General features: G+C 70.0%; 11 protein-coding genes. 3 read left to right on the forward strand and 8 right to left on the reverse strand.

Going from position 1 to position 16,815, the window contains the following annotated elements:
• Positions 1 to 75 precede the first annotated feature (75 nt).
• Positions 76 to 1,425, forward strand: coding sequence for an ABC1 kinase family protein (locus tag ACYQ5L_RS30970; RefSeq protein WP_459961759.1), 1,350 nt, complete (start codon positions 76 to 78; stop codon positions 1,423 to 1,425).
• Between the two features lie 149 nt (positions 1,426 to 1,574).
• On the opposite strand, the gene ACYQ5L_RS30975 is transcribed toward ACYQ5L_RS30970, so the two are convergent.
• From ACYQ5L_RS30975 to ACYQ5L_RS30985, 3 genes are all read right to left on the reverse strand, one after another.
• Positions 1,575 to 1,808, reverse strand: a complete 234-nt coding sequence (locus ACYQ5L_RS30975) for a WhiB family transcriptional regulator (protein WP_379199704.1) — start codon at positions 1,806 to 1,808, stop codon at positions 1,575 to 1,577.
• A gap of 216 nt (positions 1,809 to 2,024) precedes the next feature.
• Complete coding sequence (locus tag ACYQ5L_RS30980; protein WP_459961760.1) at positions 2,025 to 2,411, reverse strand: hypothetical protein; 387 nt, start codon at positions 2,409 to 2,411, stop codon at positions 2,025 to 2,027.
• Between the two features lie 140 nt (positions 2,412 to 2,551).
• On the reverse strand, positions 2,552 to 4,702 hold the full coding sequence (locus ACYQ5L_RS30985; protein WP_459963590.1) for an ATP-dependent DNA helicase UvrD2: 2,151 nt from the start codon (positions 4,700 to 4,702) through the stop codon (positions 2,552 to 2,554).
• Positions 4,703 to 4,971: 269 nt separating this feature from the next.
• Here ACYQ5L_RS30985 and ACYQ5L_RS30990 point away from each other — a divergent pair, with 269 nt between their 5' ends.
• Together ACYQ5L_RS30990 and ACYQ5L_RS30995 are read left to right on the forward strand one after the other, a co-directional pair.
• Positions 4,972 to 6,162 carry a low temperature requirement protein A gene (locus ACYQ5L_RS30990; protein WP_459961761.1) on the forward strand — a complete coding sequence of 397 codons (1,191 nt, stop codon included), beginning with the start codon at positions 4,972 to 4,974 and terminating at the stop codon, positions 6,160 to 6,162.
• A 26-nt stretch (positions 6,163 to 6,188) separates the two neighbouring features.
• Entirely contained in the window at positions 6,189 to 6,440 is a 252-nt protein-coding gene (locus tag ACYQ5L_RS30995; RefSeq protein WP_459961762.1) for a mycoredoxin, read from the forward strand.
• An 86-nt stretch (positions 6,441 to 6,526) separates the two neighbouring features.
• On the opposite strand, the gene ACYQ5L_RS31000 is transcribed toward ACYQ5L_RS30995, so the two are convergent.
• The 5 genes from ACYQ5L_RS31000 to ACYQ5L_RS31020 form a co-directional block, all read right to left on the reverse strand.
• Complete coding sequence (locus ACYQ5L_RS31000) at positions 6,527 to 6,967, reverse strand: DUF4189 domain-containing protein (protein ID WP_459961763.1); 441 nt, start codon at positions 6,965 to 6,967, stop codon at positions 6,527 to 6,529.
• Between the two features lie 87 nt (positions 6,968 to 7,054).
• Positions 7,055 to 7,960: an NAD(+) diphosphatase gene (gene nudC / locus ACYQ5L_RS31005; protein ID WP_459961764.1), complete on the reverse strand. Its 906-nt coding sequence runs from the start codon at positions 7,958 to 7,960 to the stop codon at positions 7,055 to 7,057.
• 32 nt (positions 7,961 to 7,992) lie between these two features.
• On the reverse strand, positions 7,993 to 9,024 hold the full coding sequence (locus ACYQ5L_RS31010) for a potassium channel family protein (RefSeq protein ID WP_459961765.1): 1,032 nt from the start codon (positions 9,022 to 9,024) through the stop codon (positions 7,993 to 7,995).
• 126 nt (positions 9,025 to 9,150) lie between these two features.
• A complete protein-coding gene (locus tag ACYQ5L_RS31015) occupies positions 9,151 to 12,945 on the reverse strand; it encodes an ATP-dependent helicase (protein ID WP_459961766.1) in 3,795 nt (1,264 codons plus the stop codon).
• Complete coding sequence (locus tag ACYQ5L_RS31020) at positions 12,942 to 16,709, reverse strand: ATP-dependent helicase (protein ID WP_459963591.1); 3,768 nt, start codon at positions 16,707 to 16,709, stop codon at positions 12,942 to 12,944. Before ACYQ5L_RS31020 ends, ACYQ5L_RS31015 begins: the two co-directional genes overlap by 4 nt.
• Positions 16,710 to 16,815 lie beyond the last annotated feature (106 nt).

Here is a 16,815-nt window from a genome sequence, read left to right on the forward strand (position 1 = left end):
ACCACTAACCTTCCTGACCCGGTAGAACACCCGAATCCCCTACCGGACCGTCTGGGACATCGGCATGATGGGAACGTGTCAGAGATTGTGAGCAAGCGCTCCTCCCGCAATGCCAAGTTGGCCAAGATTCCACTCGGCATCGCAGGGCGGGCGGCCGTCGGGTTCGGCCGCAAACTTGCCGGGGGCGACAAACAGGAAATCAACGCGGAGCTCAATCAGAAGGCCGCGGAACAACTGTTCGCGGTCCTCGGTGAGCTCAAGGGCGGCGCGATGAAGTTCGGCCAGGCCCTGTCGGTCATGGAGGCGGCGGTCCCCGAGGAGTTCGGCGAGCACTACCGCGAGGCGCTGACCAAACTGCAGGCCGCGGCCCCGCCCATGCCGGCCGCCGCCGTGCACCGCCAGCTCGACCAGCAGCTGGGAACCGGCTGGCGGCAACGATTCCGGCATTTCGACGACGAGCCCACCGCCTCGGCCAGCATCGGCCAGGTGCACAAGGCCGAATGGTCCGATGGCCGCGTTGTCGCGGTGAAGGTGCAGTATCCGGGCGCGGACGAGGCGCTGCGCGCCGATCTCAAGACGCTCAATCGCATGGCGAGCATGATCGGCGCCCTGATTCCCGGCGCGGACGTCAAGCCGATCCTGGCCGAGATCAGCGAGCGCACCGAGGAGGAACTCGACTATCGCATCGAGGGCGGGCACCAGCGCCAGTTCGCCAAGGCCTTCGACGGGCATCCGCGCTTCCTGGTGCCGAAAGTCGTTGCCAGCGCGCCCAAGGTGATCGTCACCGAGTGGCTGGACAATGCCACCCCGGTCTCGAAGATCATCCAGCGCGGTATGGAGGATCCGGAGGGCACCTACGAGCTACGCAATACCGTGGCCGCACTGATGGGCGAATTCCATTTCAGCTCACCGGCCATTGCCGGGCTGTTGCACGCCGATCCGCATCCGGGCAACTTCATGTATCTCGAGGACGGCCGCCTCGCCGTCATCGACTACGGCGCCTGCGCCCCGCTGCCCAATGGCTTCCCGCCCATTCTCGGTCAGATGGTGGCCCTCGGCGTCGAGGAGCGCTACGACGAGCTGACCAAGCTCATGTACGACAACGGCTGGGTGATTCCCGGTAAGACGGTGAGCCACAAGGAGATCGAGGACTACCTGCGCCCTTTCACCGATCCGATCCGCACCGAGACCTTCCACTTCACCCGCCGGTGGATGCAGCGCGTGGCCGGCAAGGCCACCGACATCACCAATCAGGACATGATGAAAACCGCTCGGGCCCTGCAACTTCCGGCCGAGCACGTCATGATCTTCCGCGTCCTCGGCGGCTCCATCGGCATCTGCGCCCAGCTCGACGCCGAACTGCCGTTCATGAAGCTCATGCAGGACTGGGTGCCCGGCTACAAGGAATACCGCACCGCCAGCTGAAACCCACTGCCCCATAACGCAAAACAACCCGCCGTCCCGTTCGGCGGGTTGTTCGGTTCGGCCCCGGACGCAAAACAACCCGCTTGCCGTCAGGCAAGCGGGTTGTTCTGGTTCGTACTTCCAATCGTATCCCCCCGTTACGGGGGTTCTCATGCCACCGCGACCTTGCGCGGGCGGCCACGGGGACGCTTGCGGGCGATCACGACACCCTGGTCGAAGATCTCACCGCCCCAAACACCCCACGGCTCACCGCGATCGATGGCGGCGGACAGGCAGCCCTGCCGGATCGGGCAGCTGGCGCACAGCGCCTTGGCCTCTTCCAGCTGAGCCGGGCTCTCGGCGAACCACAGGTCCGGGTTGCCGACCCGGCAGGGCAGGGTCATGGTGACTCCCCGGCGGACGCGGGTAGTGGGGGCCACGGTGGTGCGGCATGTCACGCGGTCACGGGTAACCGTGGTGGACACGTCGGTCTCCTTTTACTCGTGCAACGGTTCGTTTCTGTGCTGCGAAACCGGTGCCGGTGGCCGGAGGCCGATAAAACTATGGCCACGGTTTCGCTGTCGGGCGATCCGTGGCCAGTTGGTCCGGGGAGTGGTCCCCTACCTGAGTCGACTTCGGTGTCGACTCCTGTTCACGGTCGCAAGGTGGGTGTGACGGAGGCGGGCTGCCAGCAGATCCACCGGGTTCGTTCCGGTTTCAACCGCGAAGCGGCCGGTAGCGCCATAGGCGGCTGCCGGATGCCAGGCCTCCATGGGCTTGTCCTGCTTGATGACGATGTTGCTCATCGGCGCTTGCACTTTGCTTGCAAAGATCTGAAACACCGTGCTTGCAAAGACCTGAAGACCAAGATCGCCACCGCTGGACAGACGAATCCCCTGCTGCGCAAAGGAGTTGCCCCGGGAGGCGGACACGTCGGACAGCACACGCGGCATCGCCACAGTGCTCTGAATGGCCTGCGTCGATGCGGTGCTCGTAATGCTCAACATTTGTCTGCCTCCCTCCTGTACTCGTTGCCGTTAGGTCAAATGCGCGCCGGGAATCCTCCCCGGGTGCATGCCAACCACCCTAGGGAGTCATACGGATGCGCACAACCTATTTTTGACCAGCAGTTTTGCGGTCTTGCGCACTATTGGTTCCGTATGCGAGAACGAACGATGGCGAGCACGTCCGCGCCGTAGGTCTGCAGCTTCTTGGCGCCGATGCCCGGAATCGCGACCAGCGCCCGGTCATCGGCGGGACGTTGTTCCGCGATGGCGGTGAGCGTCGTATCGCTGAACACCACGAAGTGCGGGAGCTTCAGCTCGTCGGCCTTCTCCCGGCGCCACTCCTGCAGTGCGCTCAGCAGCTCCGGATCCACATCGGCCGGGCAGCGCGAGCAACGGCCGAGCATGGTGGCCTGGGTGTTCAGCAGCGGGCGGCCGCACACCCGGCAGGTCGGATGCACCCGTTTGGGGCCGCGCCGATCGGTGGTGTGCTGGGCGATGCGCGAGGCCGGCGAATCATCGGGCACCAGGCCGATGAGGAAGCGCGACCGCCGCCGCACCTTGCGGCCGCCCTCGGAGCGGGCCAGCGCCCAGGACAGGTGCAGGTGCTCACGGGCGCGGGTGACGCCGACATAGAGGAGTCGGCGCTCCTCCTCGAGGGACGCCTCATCGGCGACCGATCCGTCCGGACCGAGCACATGCTGGATGGGCAGCGTGCCGTCGGCCAGACCGACCAGGAAGACCGCATCCCACTCCAGGCCCTTGGCCGCGTGCAGCGAGGCCAGGGTGACGCCCTGCACGGTCGGTGGGTGCCGGGCCTCCGCGCGGGCGGCGAGCTCGCGCAGCAGGCCGGTGAGTTCGAGGTCGGCGTCGTGGCCGGTGAGTTCCTCGGTCAGCTGGACCAGCGCGACCAGCGAGGACCAGCGTTCCCGGGCCTGCACGCCCGCGGGCTCCTCATTGGTGAGTCCGAGCTTGGCCAGCACCGCGCGCACCAGGGTCACCAGGTCGGCGCCGCGCGCATCGGGCAGATCGTCGCGGGCCGCGGCCTGCCGCAGGGCCTGCACGGCCTGGCGCACCTCGGTGCGCGCGAAGAAGCCCTCGCCGCCGCGCACCTGATACGGGATGCCGGCCTCGGTCAGCGCCTGCTCATAGGCTTCGGACTGGGCATTGATGCGGTAGAGCACCGCGATCTCCGCGGCGGGCACGCCCTTGCCCAGGAGCTTGGCGATGGCCTTGGCGATCGCGGCCGCCTCGGCGGGTTCGTCGTCGTATTCGGCGAAGACCGGTTCCGGGCCGTCGGCGCGCTGGCCGATCAACTGCAATCGCGTGCCCGCGATCCGCCCGCGCGCCGCGCCGATCACCCGGTTGGCCAGCGATACCACCTGCGGAGTGGAGCGGTAGTCGCGTTCCAGCCGCACCACCGTGGCCTCCGGGAACCGGCGCGAGAAATCCAGCAGGAAGGCCGGGCTGGCCCCGGTGAAGGAGTAGATGGTCTGGTTGGCGTCGCCGACCACGGTCAGATCGTCGCGATCACCGAGCCAGGCGTCGAGCACGCGCTGCTGCAGTGGGGTGACGTCCTGATACTCGTCGACCACGAAACACCGGTAGCGGCCGCGGAACTCCTCGGCGACCGACGGGTAGTCCTCGAGCGCGGCGGCCGTGTGCAAAAGGAGGTCGTCGAAATCCAGCAGCAGCCCGTCGGCGGTGGTCTTCAGCTTCTCGTAGGCGGAGTAGACCGCCGCGACCTTCGACGCCTCGTACGGCGCGTCGCGCTGAATCCGCGCCACCGTGGCCGCATAGTCCTCCGGCGCGATGAGCGAGCCCTTCGCCCACTCGATCTCGCTGGACAGATCCCGCAGCGTCTCGGTGTCGGTGGACAGTCCCGCCCGCCCGGCGGCCTGCGCCACGATGGGGAACTTGCTGTCGAGCAGCCGCCACGGCACATCCCCCACCACCTGCGGCCAGAAGTATTTGAGCTGCCGCAGCGCCGCCGCGTGAAAGGTGCGCGCCTGCACCTGCCCGGCCTCCCCGCCCAGCCCCAGCGCCCGCAGCCGACCCCGCAACTCCCCCGCCGCCCGCGCCGTGAACGTCACCGACAGCACCTGATCGGCCTTCACATGCCCCGCCGACACCAGATGCGCGATCCGATGAGTAATCGTGCGGGTCTTGCCCGTTCCCGCCCCGGCCAGCACACACACCGGCCCACGGGGAGCGCGCACGGCCGCCGCCTGCTCGGCATCGAGTTCATCGAGCGCGAGCTTCGGCTGAATCGGCGCGGCAGTCACGCGCACCATCATGACAGCCGCCCCCGACAGCCTCCGCACCGTGCGCGCCGAGGAAGAAGGTTTCGAACGACCCGCGGACGGCGGCCACCCACTCGGCGGCGCATTCGTCGAGCGCGAGCTTCCTCCGAGTCGGCGCAGCGATCACGCGCTCGATACGACCGCGGGGATCCGGCCGACGCCGGCACTGCGCGGTAACAGGGGGCTGCGGGCGGGCGCGCCCGTCATGGTGCTCGCCTCGCCTCCGACAGCTGCCGCCCGGACCGGGCTAGCGTGCGGTGGTGGCCAATGACGCACCCGCGACCCACGATCGGCACGCGACCTGGATGGAGCTGTTCTTCGATCTGGTCGCGGTGGCCGGGATCGGCCAGCTCACCCATGTGCTGCACGGCTCGCCAGGGCTGGGCGACGCCGGGTTGTATGTGGTCCTCTACCTGGCGTTCTGGATGGTCTGGGCGTGTATCACGCTGTACGGCAATATTGCCCGGGACCGCACCCGGGTGCCGCTCATGCTGGCCGCCATGCTCGGGCTGGGGGTCATGGTGGCGGCCGCGGCCGGGATACCGGCGCGGCATGCCACCGCGTTCGCGGCGGTCTATGTGATCGTGCGGATCGGCGCGTCGCACCTCTGGGGCCGGGGCAAGATCGTGGTGGACTGGCCGGCGGTGCAGCTCACCGTGGGCGTGCTGCCGTGGATCGCCTCGCTGTGGGTGGGCGAGCCCGGGAAATTCTGGCTGTGGGCGGTGGGCCTGGCGCTGGATGTGTGGATCATGTTCACCGTCACCGGCGACCGCGTGCTGGAACGCGCCCGCGAGGGGTTCGACCGCAGGGTCGCGTCCATGCGGCGCACGCGCGACATCGATGTCGACCGCATACCCGAACTCGAGGCGCTGCACGCCGATCCGGCGCATCTCGGGGAACGGCTGGGACTGTACGTGATCATCGTGCTGGGCGAGGGCGTCATCGTCGTGGTGGGCGCGGTAGGCGGGGTGGCCTGGACGGCGACGGTGCTCGGCCTCGGATTCGCCGCGTTCGTCATCCTCGCCGGGCTGTGGGCGCTCACCCTGATGTACGGATTCATTCCCCGGCTGGTCACCGATGCGGTGGCGGCGGGCGATCAGCCGTGGCGGCGCGTCATGCTCACCCATTGCGGGATCACCGGCGCCATCGCCGCCCTGGCCGCGGGCCTGGGCATGAGCATCGACCATGCTTCCGGCCGGCTGACCACCGGCATCGCCTGGACGCTGTGCGGCGGCGCGGCGGCGTATTTCGTGATCGTGGGACTGAGCGGCGCCCGCAGCGGCGCGGGGTGGCGCTGGACGCTGGCCTGGCCGCTGCCGTGTGCGGTGCTCGCGCTGCTGCTCGGCCTGTCCGGTCCGCGGCTGAGCGCGCTCCCCGTGGTCTGCGCGCTCGCGGTCCTGGTCCTCTGGCCGCTGCTGTGGGAGACCTGGGTGGCGGGCAAGGGAACATGATCCCGGGTGATCTCGTTGCACCCTCCGTGACTGCAACGGACCTGACCATGTACTCGACCACCTGGTGCGGCTATTGCCGGCGGCTGAAGAAGCAGCTGGACGAGGCCGGGATCACCTATGAGGTGATCGATATCGAAGAGAATCCGGATGCCGCCGAATTCGTGGGCAGCGTCAACAACGGCAATCATGTGGTGCCGACGGTGAAGTACCGGGACGGTTCCACCGCCACCAATCCGAGCCTGGTTCAGGTGAAGGAAGCGCTCGCCGCCATCGGCTGAGCCGAGAATGCGCGCGCGTCGAATCGAAAGAAGCCGCACCCAATGGGATGCGGCTTCTTTGTGCGTTTCCGGATCGCGTTAGCGGGTCAGTATCCGTCGGTGCACTTGGTCACCAGGATGGTGCCGCGCTCGGGCTGGCTGGACCCGGTGAACGGGAACGGCAGCTGCGGCTTGATACCGGCCAGGCTGGTCAGCGCCATCTGCTCGGCGGCGGCGCGGGAGCTGCCGTAGCCGCCGTAGAAGCGCAGGCCGTCCTCGCTCTGCGCGACCGAACCGCAGCCTTCGTTGAATTCCACCAGGACCTTGCAGCTGTGCCCGCATTCCTCGAGCGCGCCGCCATTGGCCTCACCCTGGTTCGGGTAGTTCCAGGCCGCGCCCCAGCTGTCGTCATTGTTCAACGTGCTCACGGCGATCGCACCGTAGAGCCGGCCGTCGGGCCCGCGCTCGGCATTCGCCGCCGCCGAACCCAGGGACGTGAGGGCCGCAACCGAAGCGACGACCACGGCGGCCTTGCGCCATACAGACATCGAGAATCTCCCCATCAAGAAAAGGCTTCCGAAAACGAAGCCACGCATGATCTTGCTCGAGAGATCCCGAATTGTCCAAATTATTGATCAATCTGCGGCAGCCCAGGATTCGACGATGGTGCGCGCAATGGAAATCGAGCCCGGCAGCAACAGACGGGCATCCGACTTGACGCCCCACGCGCCGGCCGCGAGCGCCTCGCGCACCTCGGTCCTGGTGAACCAGTGCGCCTCGGCGATCTCACCGTCGTGAAAGGTCAACGGCTGCTCGGGATCCGCGACCGCGGCGAAGCCCAGCATGAGCGAGCGCGGGAACGGCCAGGGCTGGCTGCCGAGGTAGCGGATCTCGCGGACGTCGACGCCGACCTCCTCCCGAATCTCGCGCTCCACACAGCGTTCCAGCGATTCGCCCGCCTCCACGAAACCGGCCAGCAGCGAGAACAGGCCCTCCGGCCAGGTGTGCTGGCGGGCCAGCAGCACGCGGTCGCCGCCGTCGTGGATGAGGCAGATGACGGCCGGGTCGATGCGCGGGAATTCCTCGTGCCCGGATTCGCTGGTGCGCGACCAGCCGCCGGAGCTGAGCGCGGTGGGGGTGCCGTCGGCGGCGCTGAAGCCGGCCTTGTCGTGCCAGTTCAGCAGGGCGATGGCGGTGGACAGCAGACCGGTGCCGAAATCATCGAGTTCCAGGGTCGCGCCGACGGCCCGCAGATCGGCCAGTTCGCCCTCGATGTCGTTGTCGCGCACCGCCCACAGGTGGATTTCGCCGTCCACGCCGAGGAAGACCGCCGTCGGCGCCGGTTCGGCGGCGAGGGTGGTGGCGAGGTCCAGCACGACCGTGCCGTTCTCGACGCGCACCTGCCCGCGCTTGTTCATTCGCACCAGTCTGGCCTGCCCCCAGCCCTCTTTCAGGGAATGTTCATCGCTGCGAAGATGCTCCGCCCGATCGAGGGTCGTGCGCGAGAGGACCGGAACCGCATTCAGCTGAAAACCTGACACGGGTTCGAGACTAGCCGGGCCGGGTTCGGGGGTCAGTTGTGGACGCGGCGGATGTAGAGCAGCTTGTCACCCGATTCGAGGGCGTCGACCGGCTCCTCGCCGACGCGCACCAGGGTGCCGTCGCGGACCACGCCGAGCACGATATCGCGCAGGTGGCGCGGGGAGCCGCCGATCTCCTCCGGCTCCACCTCGCGTTCGGCGATGGCGAAACCGGCCTCGGGGGTGAGCAGGTCCTCCACCATCTCCACCACGCTGGGGGTGGTGGTGGCGATGCCGAGCAGGCGGCCGGCGGTCTCGGAGGACACCACCACCGAATCGGCGCCGGACTGGCGCAGCAGGTGGGTGTTCTCGGCCTCGCGCACGGCGGCGGAAATCTTTGCCTTGGGATTGATTTCGCGGGCGGTGAGGGTCACCAGCACGGCGGTGTCGTCGCGATTGGCCGCCACCACGATGGAGGACGCGTGCTGCACGCCCGCCAGCCGCAGCACATCGGAGCGGGTGGCCGAGCCGTGCACGGTCACCAGGCCGGCATTGGCCGCCGCCTCCAGCACCTGCGGATCGGTGTCCACCACCACGATGTCGGCCGGTTTCACGCCATCGCCGAGCATGGCGTCGACGGCGGTGCGGCCCTTGGTGCCGTAACCGACGACCACGGTGTGATTGCGCACGGTGCGCCTCCATCGTTGAATCTTGAAAGCTTGCCGGGACCGTTCGGTCAGCACCGAGATGGTGGTGCCGACCAGGACGATGAGGAAGAGCACCCGCAGCGGGGTGATGACAACGATATTGACCAGCCTGGCATCCGGGGACACCGGCGTGATGTCGCCGTACCCGGTGGTGGACAGCGAGACCGTGGCGTAGTAGGCCGCGTCCAGGACCGACAGCTCATTACCGGAATTGTCGCGATATCCGTCGCGGCCGAAGTACACCACGAAGGTGGCGATCGCCAGTAGCAACACCGCCAGGAACACCCGCCGGGCCAGCAGCCGCCCCGGGCTGGCCTCGTGCGCGGGAATCCGCAGAATGCCCACGAGCGCGAAATCCGGACGCTCGGTGAGCCTCATCAGACCGCGCGAGGAATCACCGAACACGCGAATCACCAGCCATTTCGGGGATGTCTACCTGCGGCACAGGACCGCAGCGTACCGGGCCGAGCGCGACATAGGGAGTTGGGCGGGGGCGCGTCGCGCTCAGCCGATCGGATCGGGGGGCAGGAAATCCGGGTCCGGCGGGGGCTCGAAATCCGGTGGCGGCTCGATATCGTCCGGCTCGGGTTCGGGCGGGGGCGGGCTCTGCGGTGCGGCGGTCGTAATGAGCTGGGCCAGTTCGCCGGGACCCGGGAGATGGTCCGGGGCGATGGTGCGGCCGGTGCGGACATAGTGGAAGGCCGCGCCGGTGCGGGCCAGCAGTTCGTCCTCGGTGCGGCCGGTGCGGGCGGCCTCCAGGCGGGCCCAGGCCAGCCGGTACACGGCCAGCTGGACGGCCACCGATTCCTCTTCGGCCGGTTTGGGTTCGCCGCCGGTCTTCCAGTCCACGATGACCCAGCGGCCGCCGGGTTCGGCGAAGACGGCGTCCATGCGGCCGCGAATCACAGTGCCCGCGAGGGTGGTTTCGAAGGAGACCTCGACCTCCACCGGATTGCGGTCGGCCCACGGGGAGGACAGGAACGCCTCCTGCAGGCGCATGAGCTCGGCGTCGGTGTCGCTGGTGTCGGCCGCACCCGGCAGTTCCTCGAAGCCGAGCAGGCGGCCGGCGCCGAACCAGCGCTGCACCCAGGCGTGGAAGGCGGTGCCGCGGCGGGTGAACGGGCTGGGCGGATACGGCAGCGGGCGGCGCAGGCGCGCAGCGAGTTTCGCCGGATCGGAGCGCAGGTCGACCAGGGATGTGGCGGCGAGCTGGCCGGGCAGTTCGACCTCGCGGACGGCCTGCTCGGCGGCGAGGTGCTCGGCGATCAGGGCGTCGACGTCGGTGGACCAGCCCTCCGGATCGGCGTCGTCCGCCGCGGATTCCGCTGCGGGATCGTCGAATTCGGGTCCGAAATCGAAGGCGGCCTGTTGCGGCCGATCGGCGGCGCGCAGGGCCGTCAGCGCCGCCTTGACCAGGGCCGCGCCCTCCTCCACGGTTTCCCGGCGCGGGCCGAGCGGATCGCGCGGCCAGTATGCCGTCGGCGGATTGTCGGTGAACGGGTTCACCTCGTCCGGCGGCGGCGGGTCGTCCCAGCGATCGATGCGCACCGCGCGCGACAGCTCCGAACCGGGGACCTCCGTCGCCTGCTTCAGCTCGAGCAGAAAGTCCGAGGGGCCCTTGGGTTTCGACCCGGTCTCCGCCCAATGGTGCGCCGAGACGTACAGCACCCGTTCGGTCCGGGTCAACGCGACATAGAACAGCCGGCGCTCTTCTTCGAGACGACGCCGGGCCAGGGCCTTCTTGTGTTCGTCGAGGACGTGTTCGAGGTCCGCGCGGTCGTACACCTCCGACAGGTCGAGCACCGGGACCCCGTCGCCGGCGTCGTCCTGCTGCCGGTCGCCGCGCAGCTGGGTGGGCAGTTCGGCGAGCGCGCCCATCCAGGTGGTCGTGCCGGTGCCCGAGGGGAAGGTGCCGTCCACGACGTGCGGGACCGCCACCACTTCCCATTCCAGGCCCTTGGCGGCGTGCACGGTCAGCACCTGGACGCGGTCGTGCGCGACCTCCACCTCACCCGGCTCCAAGCCGCCTTCGACTTCCTCTGCGGCAGCGAGGAAATCGAGCAGGCCGGCCAGCGACGAACGGTGGTCGGCCGCGTACCCGGCCACCACGTCGGCGAAGGCGTCCAGGTGTTCGCGCCCCGCGGCGGCCATGGCGCGGCGGGTCTGCGTCTCCACCCCGACCCCGATGGTGCGCTCCACATCCGCGACCAGTTCCGGCAGCGACTGCCCGGCGCGTTCCCGCAGCGCCGACAGCTCCCTGCCGAGCTCGACGATTCGCGCATAGCCCGCCGGCGAATACTGTTCCGCCGCACCCGGATCCGCGATGGCATCGCCCAGCCCCGCCCGTTCCGACGGTTCGGGCGCGACCTCCCGCAGCGCTTCGTCCAATCCCGCCGCATCGGCGATCTCCGGATTCTTGCCCGCCGGCCGCGAAATCGACAGCTCCCGAGCCCGTTTCGACAAGGCCGCAATATCCGCGACCCCGATGCGCCAGCGCGCCCCGGTCAGAATCCGCACCGCCGCGCTGCCCGCCGACGGATCCGCGATCAACCGCAGCGTCGCGACGATATCGGCGACCTCCGGCGTATGCAGCAACCCGCCCAGCCCGACGATCTCCACCGGCAACCCGCGCTCCCGCAATGCTTCCGCCAGCGGCGCCGCATCCGCGTTCCGCCGCACCAGCACCGCCGACGTCGGCGGCGACTCCCCCGCGTCCGCCTTCGCCTCCCATTCGGCGGCGATCCGCTCGGCGATCCAATCTCGCTCCACCGCAACGGTTTCCGCCAACGCCAAGGCCACCACACCCGCGGTGGCATCCGGTCTGGGCCGCAGCGCGTCCACCGTCACCCCGCCGTCTTCGGCGGCCCGATGCCGCAACGGATCCGCCACCAGATTCGCCAGATCCAGCGCCTCGGGCGGATTTCGCCAACTCGTGAGCAGGGGCAGAATCGGCGCGGGAACGCCTGGGGCAGCGGGGAAGTCGGTCGCGAACCGCGGCAGATTTGCCGCCGACGCACCGCGCCATCCGTAGATGGACTGCATCGGATCACCCACCGCCGTCACCGCCAACGGCTGCCGTCTCCCTGCCGCCGGATCGTCCCCGGCGCCCTCGCCCGCCCGAGCCACGGATGAGACGGCGGTCCCCATAACCTCGCCACTCGGCCGCGGGTCGGCGTCCGCGTCACCGGTGGCGGCTCCTGCGATGTCCGCGGGAGTTCGCCTGGCCGCGGTGGGGGCGGCCTCGCCGTGTCCCGTGTTCGCGCCCTCCGACCGCGGGGCGGCGCCGCCACCGGTGGCGGGCCGCGAAGGAGCGCCGGTACCGCGATCACCAGCGGGGCGGGCCGCGCCGAAGAGGGCGGAGAGCAGGATGCGCTGGGAGTGGCCGGTGTCCTGGTATTCGTCGAGGAGGACCAGGCGGAAGCGGGCGCGTTCGGCCGTGCTGACCTCGGGGTGGCGGGCGGCGAGGCGGGCGGCCAGCGACATCTGGGCGCCGAAGTCGAGCGCGCCGCGGCGGCGGAGTTCCTCGGCGAGGCGGTTCACCAAGGGGAGCAGGGCCACTCGTTCGTGCTGGGTGTCGATGATGTCGAAGAGGGCCTTCTTCGGACCGCCGCGCTGGCGCGGGCCGGCGGGGAGCGTGGTGATGAGGCGCTCCAATTCCAGGTGGGCGGTGGCCAATTGGCGGGGTTCCACGAGGTGTTCGGCGAGCTGGCCGGAGAGGGCGAGGACGGCTTCGGTGACCGAGACGGGGGTGCGGTCGGTGTCGAGATCGCCGTCCCAGGTGGAGACGACGCGGTAGGCCAGCTGCCAGAGCTGGGTTTCGGTGAGCAGGGTGGCGGTGGGTTCGACCGGCAGCAGCAGGCCGTATTCGGACAGCAGGCGGCCCGCGTAGGAGTGGTAGGTGCTGATCTCGGGTTCGGAGGCGGTGAGCAGGCCGCGCAGACGGCCGGTGGGGTCGATATCGCGCAGCAGCGGGGCGCCCGCCAGGCGGGCCAGGCGGGTGCGGATGCGGGTGGTCAACTGCTGGGCGGCTTTCCGCGTGAAGGTGAGGCCCAGCACCTGATCGGGTTCGACCAGGCCATTGGCGACCATCCAGACCACGCGGGCGGCCATGGTCTCGGTCTTGCCCGCACCGGCGCCGGCGACGACCAGGGTCGGACCGGCGGGGGCGGCGATGACCGCGGCCTGTTCGTCGGTCGGCGGCGGCAGGCCCAGTGCGTCGGCGAGCTGGCGCGGGGTCACGCGGCCGCCCGCCGCCCGGCCGCCACCCCCCGCGGAATCGTCAGGCGATGCGGCATTCACTCGTCGGTCACCTGCCGCCCGGTGTCCTGCACGGGGCAGCTGCCCGCCACCTTGCAGTGGCGGCAGCCGTCATTGCGCATGGCCAGGTAGCTGGGGCCCTTGGAGGCCGCGGCGGCGTCGTGGATGACGCCGCGCCAGTCGTCGACGCCCTGGTCGTCGAGGGCCTGCTGCAGGCGCTGGGTGGCGCCCTCTTTGGCGGAGGGCTTGGCCACGTAGATCAGGCGCGCGCCGCCCGGTTCGCCCTCGCCGAGGGCTCCCGCCGCGGCCGCGATCTGATAGGTGGCCAGCTGGGCGTGGTCCTCGGCCGCCTGTTTGGAGATGGGGGTCTTGCCGGTCTTCACATCGACGATGACGAAGCGGCCCAAGGCGTCTCGCTCCAGCCGGTCCATGCGGCCGCTGATCCGCACCGGCAGCTCGCCCGGTTTCCGCGCGGGCAGGACGCAGTCGATCGGCACCTCCACGCCGAGGGCGGTGAGCTCGTCGCGGGTATTGCGCAGCCACGCCAGGAAGGTGTCGACCATGGACTCGGTGCGGCGCAGTTCCGCCCGGGAATGCCAGTTCTCGCCGTGCTGGGCGCTGGGATCGACCTTCTTCCACGCCTTGGCGAGCGCGTGTTTGACCTGGTCCTCGCTGACCTGGCCGGCGAGGGCCTGCACCAGCGTGTGAACCAGATTTCCCTTGAGGGCGTGCGGGTTCTCCCCGTCGCCGCCGCCGTGCCGTTCCAGGGCCCAGCGCAGCGGGCAGGTCTTCAACTGCTCCACCGTGGACGGCGAGAGATTGATCGTACCGTCCTCGCTGTCGAACAGCGGGTCGGTGGAGGACAGTTCGGCGGTGCCGTACCAGTCGTCGGGATGCGCGCCGCGCACCCCGGCCTCGGCCAGGCGCGCCAGCTCGTGCGCCGCCCGCGCCCGCCGCTCGGCCGTCGAATCGGGATCGCAGGCCGCACTGCGCAATTCGGCGATGAGAGCGTGCACGGCCAGCGCCCGGCCGGGATCCACCGCGGGCGGAATCCGCCCCGGCTGCCCATCCTCGGCGTCCGCGTCGAGTTCGGCCAGGAATCGCGACGGCACCAGATCCTGGTCGCCGGTGACGGATTCGACGGCCGTCACCAGCAGTGACCGCCGCGCCCGGCTGCACGCCACCAGCAGCAGCCGCCGCTCCTCGGCCAGCAGCGGCGCGGCCCGGCTCACCTTCTCCCCCGCACCTCGCACGCCCGCGACGAGATCCACCAGATCCTCGACGCCCAGCAGGGTGCCGCGCGGCCGCAGGTTCGGCCAGATCCCCTCCTGCACCGCCGCCACCGCCACGGTGTCCCACTCCCGCCCGGCGGCCGCGTGTGCGCTGCAAATGGTCACCGCCTCCCCCGGCTCGGTCTGCGGCGCATTGTCCTGCGGAATCTCCTGCTGCTCCAGGTATTCCACGAACCCCTCGGCGGTGGCGTGCGGCAGCCGGTCCACATACGCCGCGGCCGCCTCGAACAACCCCACCACCGCGTCCAGATCCCGATCGGCCTGCATGCCGACCGCGCCCCCGCGCTCGGACTGCCCGACCCACCGCCGCTCCAGATTCGACCCGGTCCACAACCCCCACAGCACATCCTCGAGCCCGCCGCCCTCGCGCCGCGCCTTCCGCGCCCGCCCCAGCGCCTTCAGCACCCGCTGCAACGGCGCGGCCTCGACATCGGTCAGCCGCCCGAGAATCGCCCGGTTCCCCTCCCCCACCAGCAGATCCCGCAGAATCTCCGCCGACGACCGATCCAGATCCGCGAACCGCTCCGCCGCCGCGAACTCCCCCTCCGCCCCGAATTCCCGTCCACCGGCACCGGCCGTCCTGGCATTCGACCGTCCTCCGGCCGCACCCGCGTCCTGGGCACGCCCGCCGGCGTCGGCGGCCACCGTCTGCCCCGCCGCACGGGACCCGCCGGCGACAGCATCGTCCGCCATACCGGCCGGACCACCGGCCGCATCGGCAATGCCGGATTCCTCAGCCGTCGCGTCGCCTCCCCTTCGGGCTGTGCCACCGGTGGGGCCGAAGTCGGCGGCGACCGAATCATGCCGCTCGGCAATGACATCGGTGTGTTCGTCGTCCTCGGTGTCGTCGGTGCGATCCGGATAGCCGAGTTCGATCACGGTGCGGCGGATGCCGCGGCGCAGGCGGCGGAGGCTGATCTGGTCGGCGCCGCCGAGCGGTCCGGCGAGCAGATCGAGCGCGTCATCGGCGGTGAACGGGATGGGTCGCGGGTTGCGGAGGCGCGTGGGGTCGCCCGCGGTCACGGCGCGCAGTGCGAGCAGCATCCAGGACGCGCCGCGACGGCGGGCCAGCGGGACGTCGGCGGGCGGCTGGCGCAGGGGAACGCCCGCGGCGAGCAGGGCGCGGCGCAGCGGAGCCAGCGACAACGGGACGGAGCGGAGGATCACCGCCATGCGCGACCAGGGGACGCCGTGCGTCAGGTGGGCGCGGCGCAGGTGGTCGGCGATCAGCGCGGCTTCCTTGGCCGGGGTGGTGAGCACCTGCACGCGCACCTCACCCTCGGATTGCGCGCTGTCCCAAGGGTTCTCGATCGGCAGATCGTTCGGATCAGGTGGCGGGTCAGTTGCGCCGCGCGAGTTTCCGCCCGCGCCGTCGGGCATTATCTCGTCCAGAAAACGCGTGGAGCCATTGCACGGTTGCGGATCGGCGGGCGGGATGCGGTGCGCGCTCGCACCGGGCAGGCGGCTCGTGATGCGGTCGGCGACTTCCTGGATGACCGGGGCGGATCTGTGGTTGTGGCGCAGGATGATTCGGCGGTCGGCCGGGGCATCCGGGTCGATTGCGAAGCGGGCGTCCGCCCCGCGGAAGGTGAAGATCGACTGGTCGGGGTCGCCGGCGATGACGGTGGTGGCCAAGCCGCTGCCGATGGCTCGGATCAGTTGGGCCGCATGGGGATCCAGGTGCTGGGCGTCGTCGACGAGGACGCAGTGCAGGCGGGCGCGTTCGGCGGTGAGCAGGTCGGCGTCCATGATCAGGGCATCGATGGCGGCGCCGATCAGCTCGGCGGCGTCGAGGGCGGGCGCGCTGGCCTCGGGCACGTCCATGCCCACCGACCAGCGCAGCAGCATGATCTGCTCGTAGCGTTCGAAGAACCGCCCGGCGGCCACCCACTCCGAATGACCGTGCTCCCGGCCCAGCTCGATGAGGTCCTCCGGACCGAGCCCGCGCTCGGTGGCCCGCAGCATGAGATCCCGCAATTGTTCAGCGAATCCGGCCGCGCCCAGAGCCGGATGCAGGCGCTCGGGCCAGTGGGGTGCGCCGTCGGCGAGTTCGCCGCGCAGCATTTCGCGGACCACGATGTCCTGCTCGGATCCGGTGAGCAAGCGCGGCGGCGGATTGCCGTGGGTGGCGGCGAGGGTGCGCAGCAGGCCGAACGCATAGGAATGCAGGGTGCGCACCAGCGGACCGCGCGTGGCCCCGGGCACCCCGCCCAGTTCCGGATCGGCCTCCGCGATCCGCGCGGTGATGGTATTGCGGACCGCGCTCGCCGCGCGTTTGGAGTAGGTCAGCACCAGGACCGAATCCGGATCCTCCCCCGCCAGCATCCGGCTCGCCGCGATATCGATCAGCAGCGCCGTCTTGCCCGTCCCCGGTCCGCCGAGCACCTGCCACGGCCGCCAGCCGGGATCGATCTCGAGGCCGGTGAGCAGCGGTGCGATGGCGGCATCCCACTCCCGAGGGCGGGAGACTGCCTCGACCCGGCGCACCAACTGCACCGAGCTATCCGATCGCATCACGGGAGCTATTTCAACAGACCGCCCCGACAGTCTTTGTTTGCCGTGAGTTCACCGTGCCGCCGATCACAGCGCCGCGCGCGCGACTGTCGGTGCGGGTGAGCAG

This window comes from Nocardia sp. IFM 10818 (genome assembly GCF_054655275.1).

Bases quoted from the DNA above. Each gene is read 5' to 3' on its own strand.
- ACYQ5L_RS30975 (WP_379199704.1), bottom strand. From the start codon at position 1,808: ATGACCCTGCCCTGCCGGGTCGGCAACCCGGACCTGTGGTTCGCCGAG.
- ACYQ5L_RS31020 (WP_459963591.1), bottom strand. From the start codon at position 16,709: ATGCGATCGGATAGCTCGGTGCAGTTGGTGCGCCGGGTCGAGGCAGTC.
- ACYQ5L_RS30985 (WP_459963590.1), bottom strand. From the start codon at position 4,702: ATGGTGCGCGTGACTGCCGCGCCGATTCAGCCGAAGCTCGCGCTCGAT.
- ACYQ5L_RS31000 (WP_459961763.1), bottom strand. From the start codon at position 6,967: ATGTCTGTATGGCGCAAGGCCGCCGTGGTCGTCGCTTCGGTTGCGGCC.
- ACYQ5L_RS31010 (WP_459961765.1), bottom strand. From the start codon at position 9,024: ATGAGGCTCACCGAGCGTCCGGATTTCGCGCTCGTGGGCATTCTGCGG.
- ACYQ5L_RS30980 (WP_459961760.1), bottom strand. From the start codon at position 2,411: ATGTTGAGCATTACGAGCACCGCATCGACGCAGGCCATTCAGAGCACT.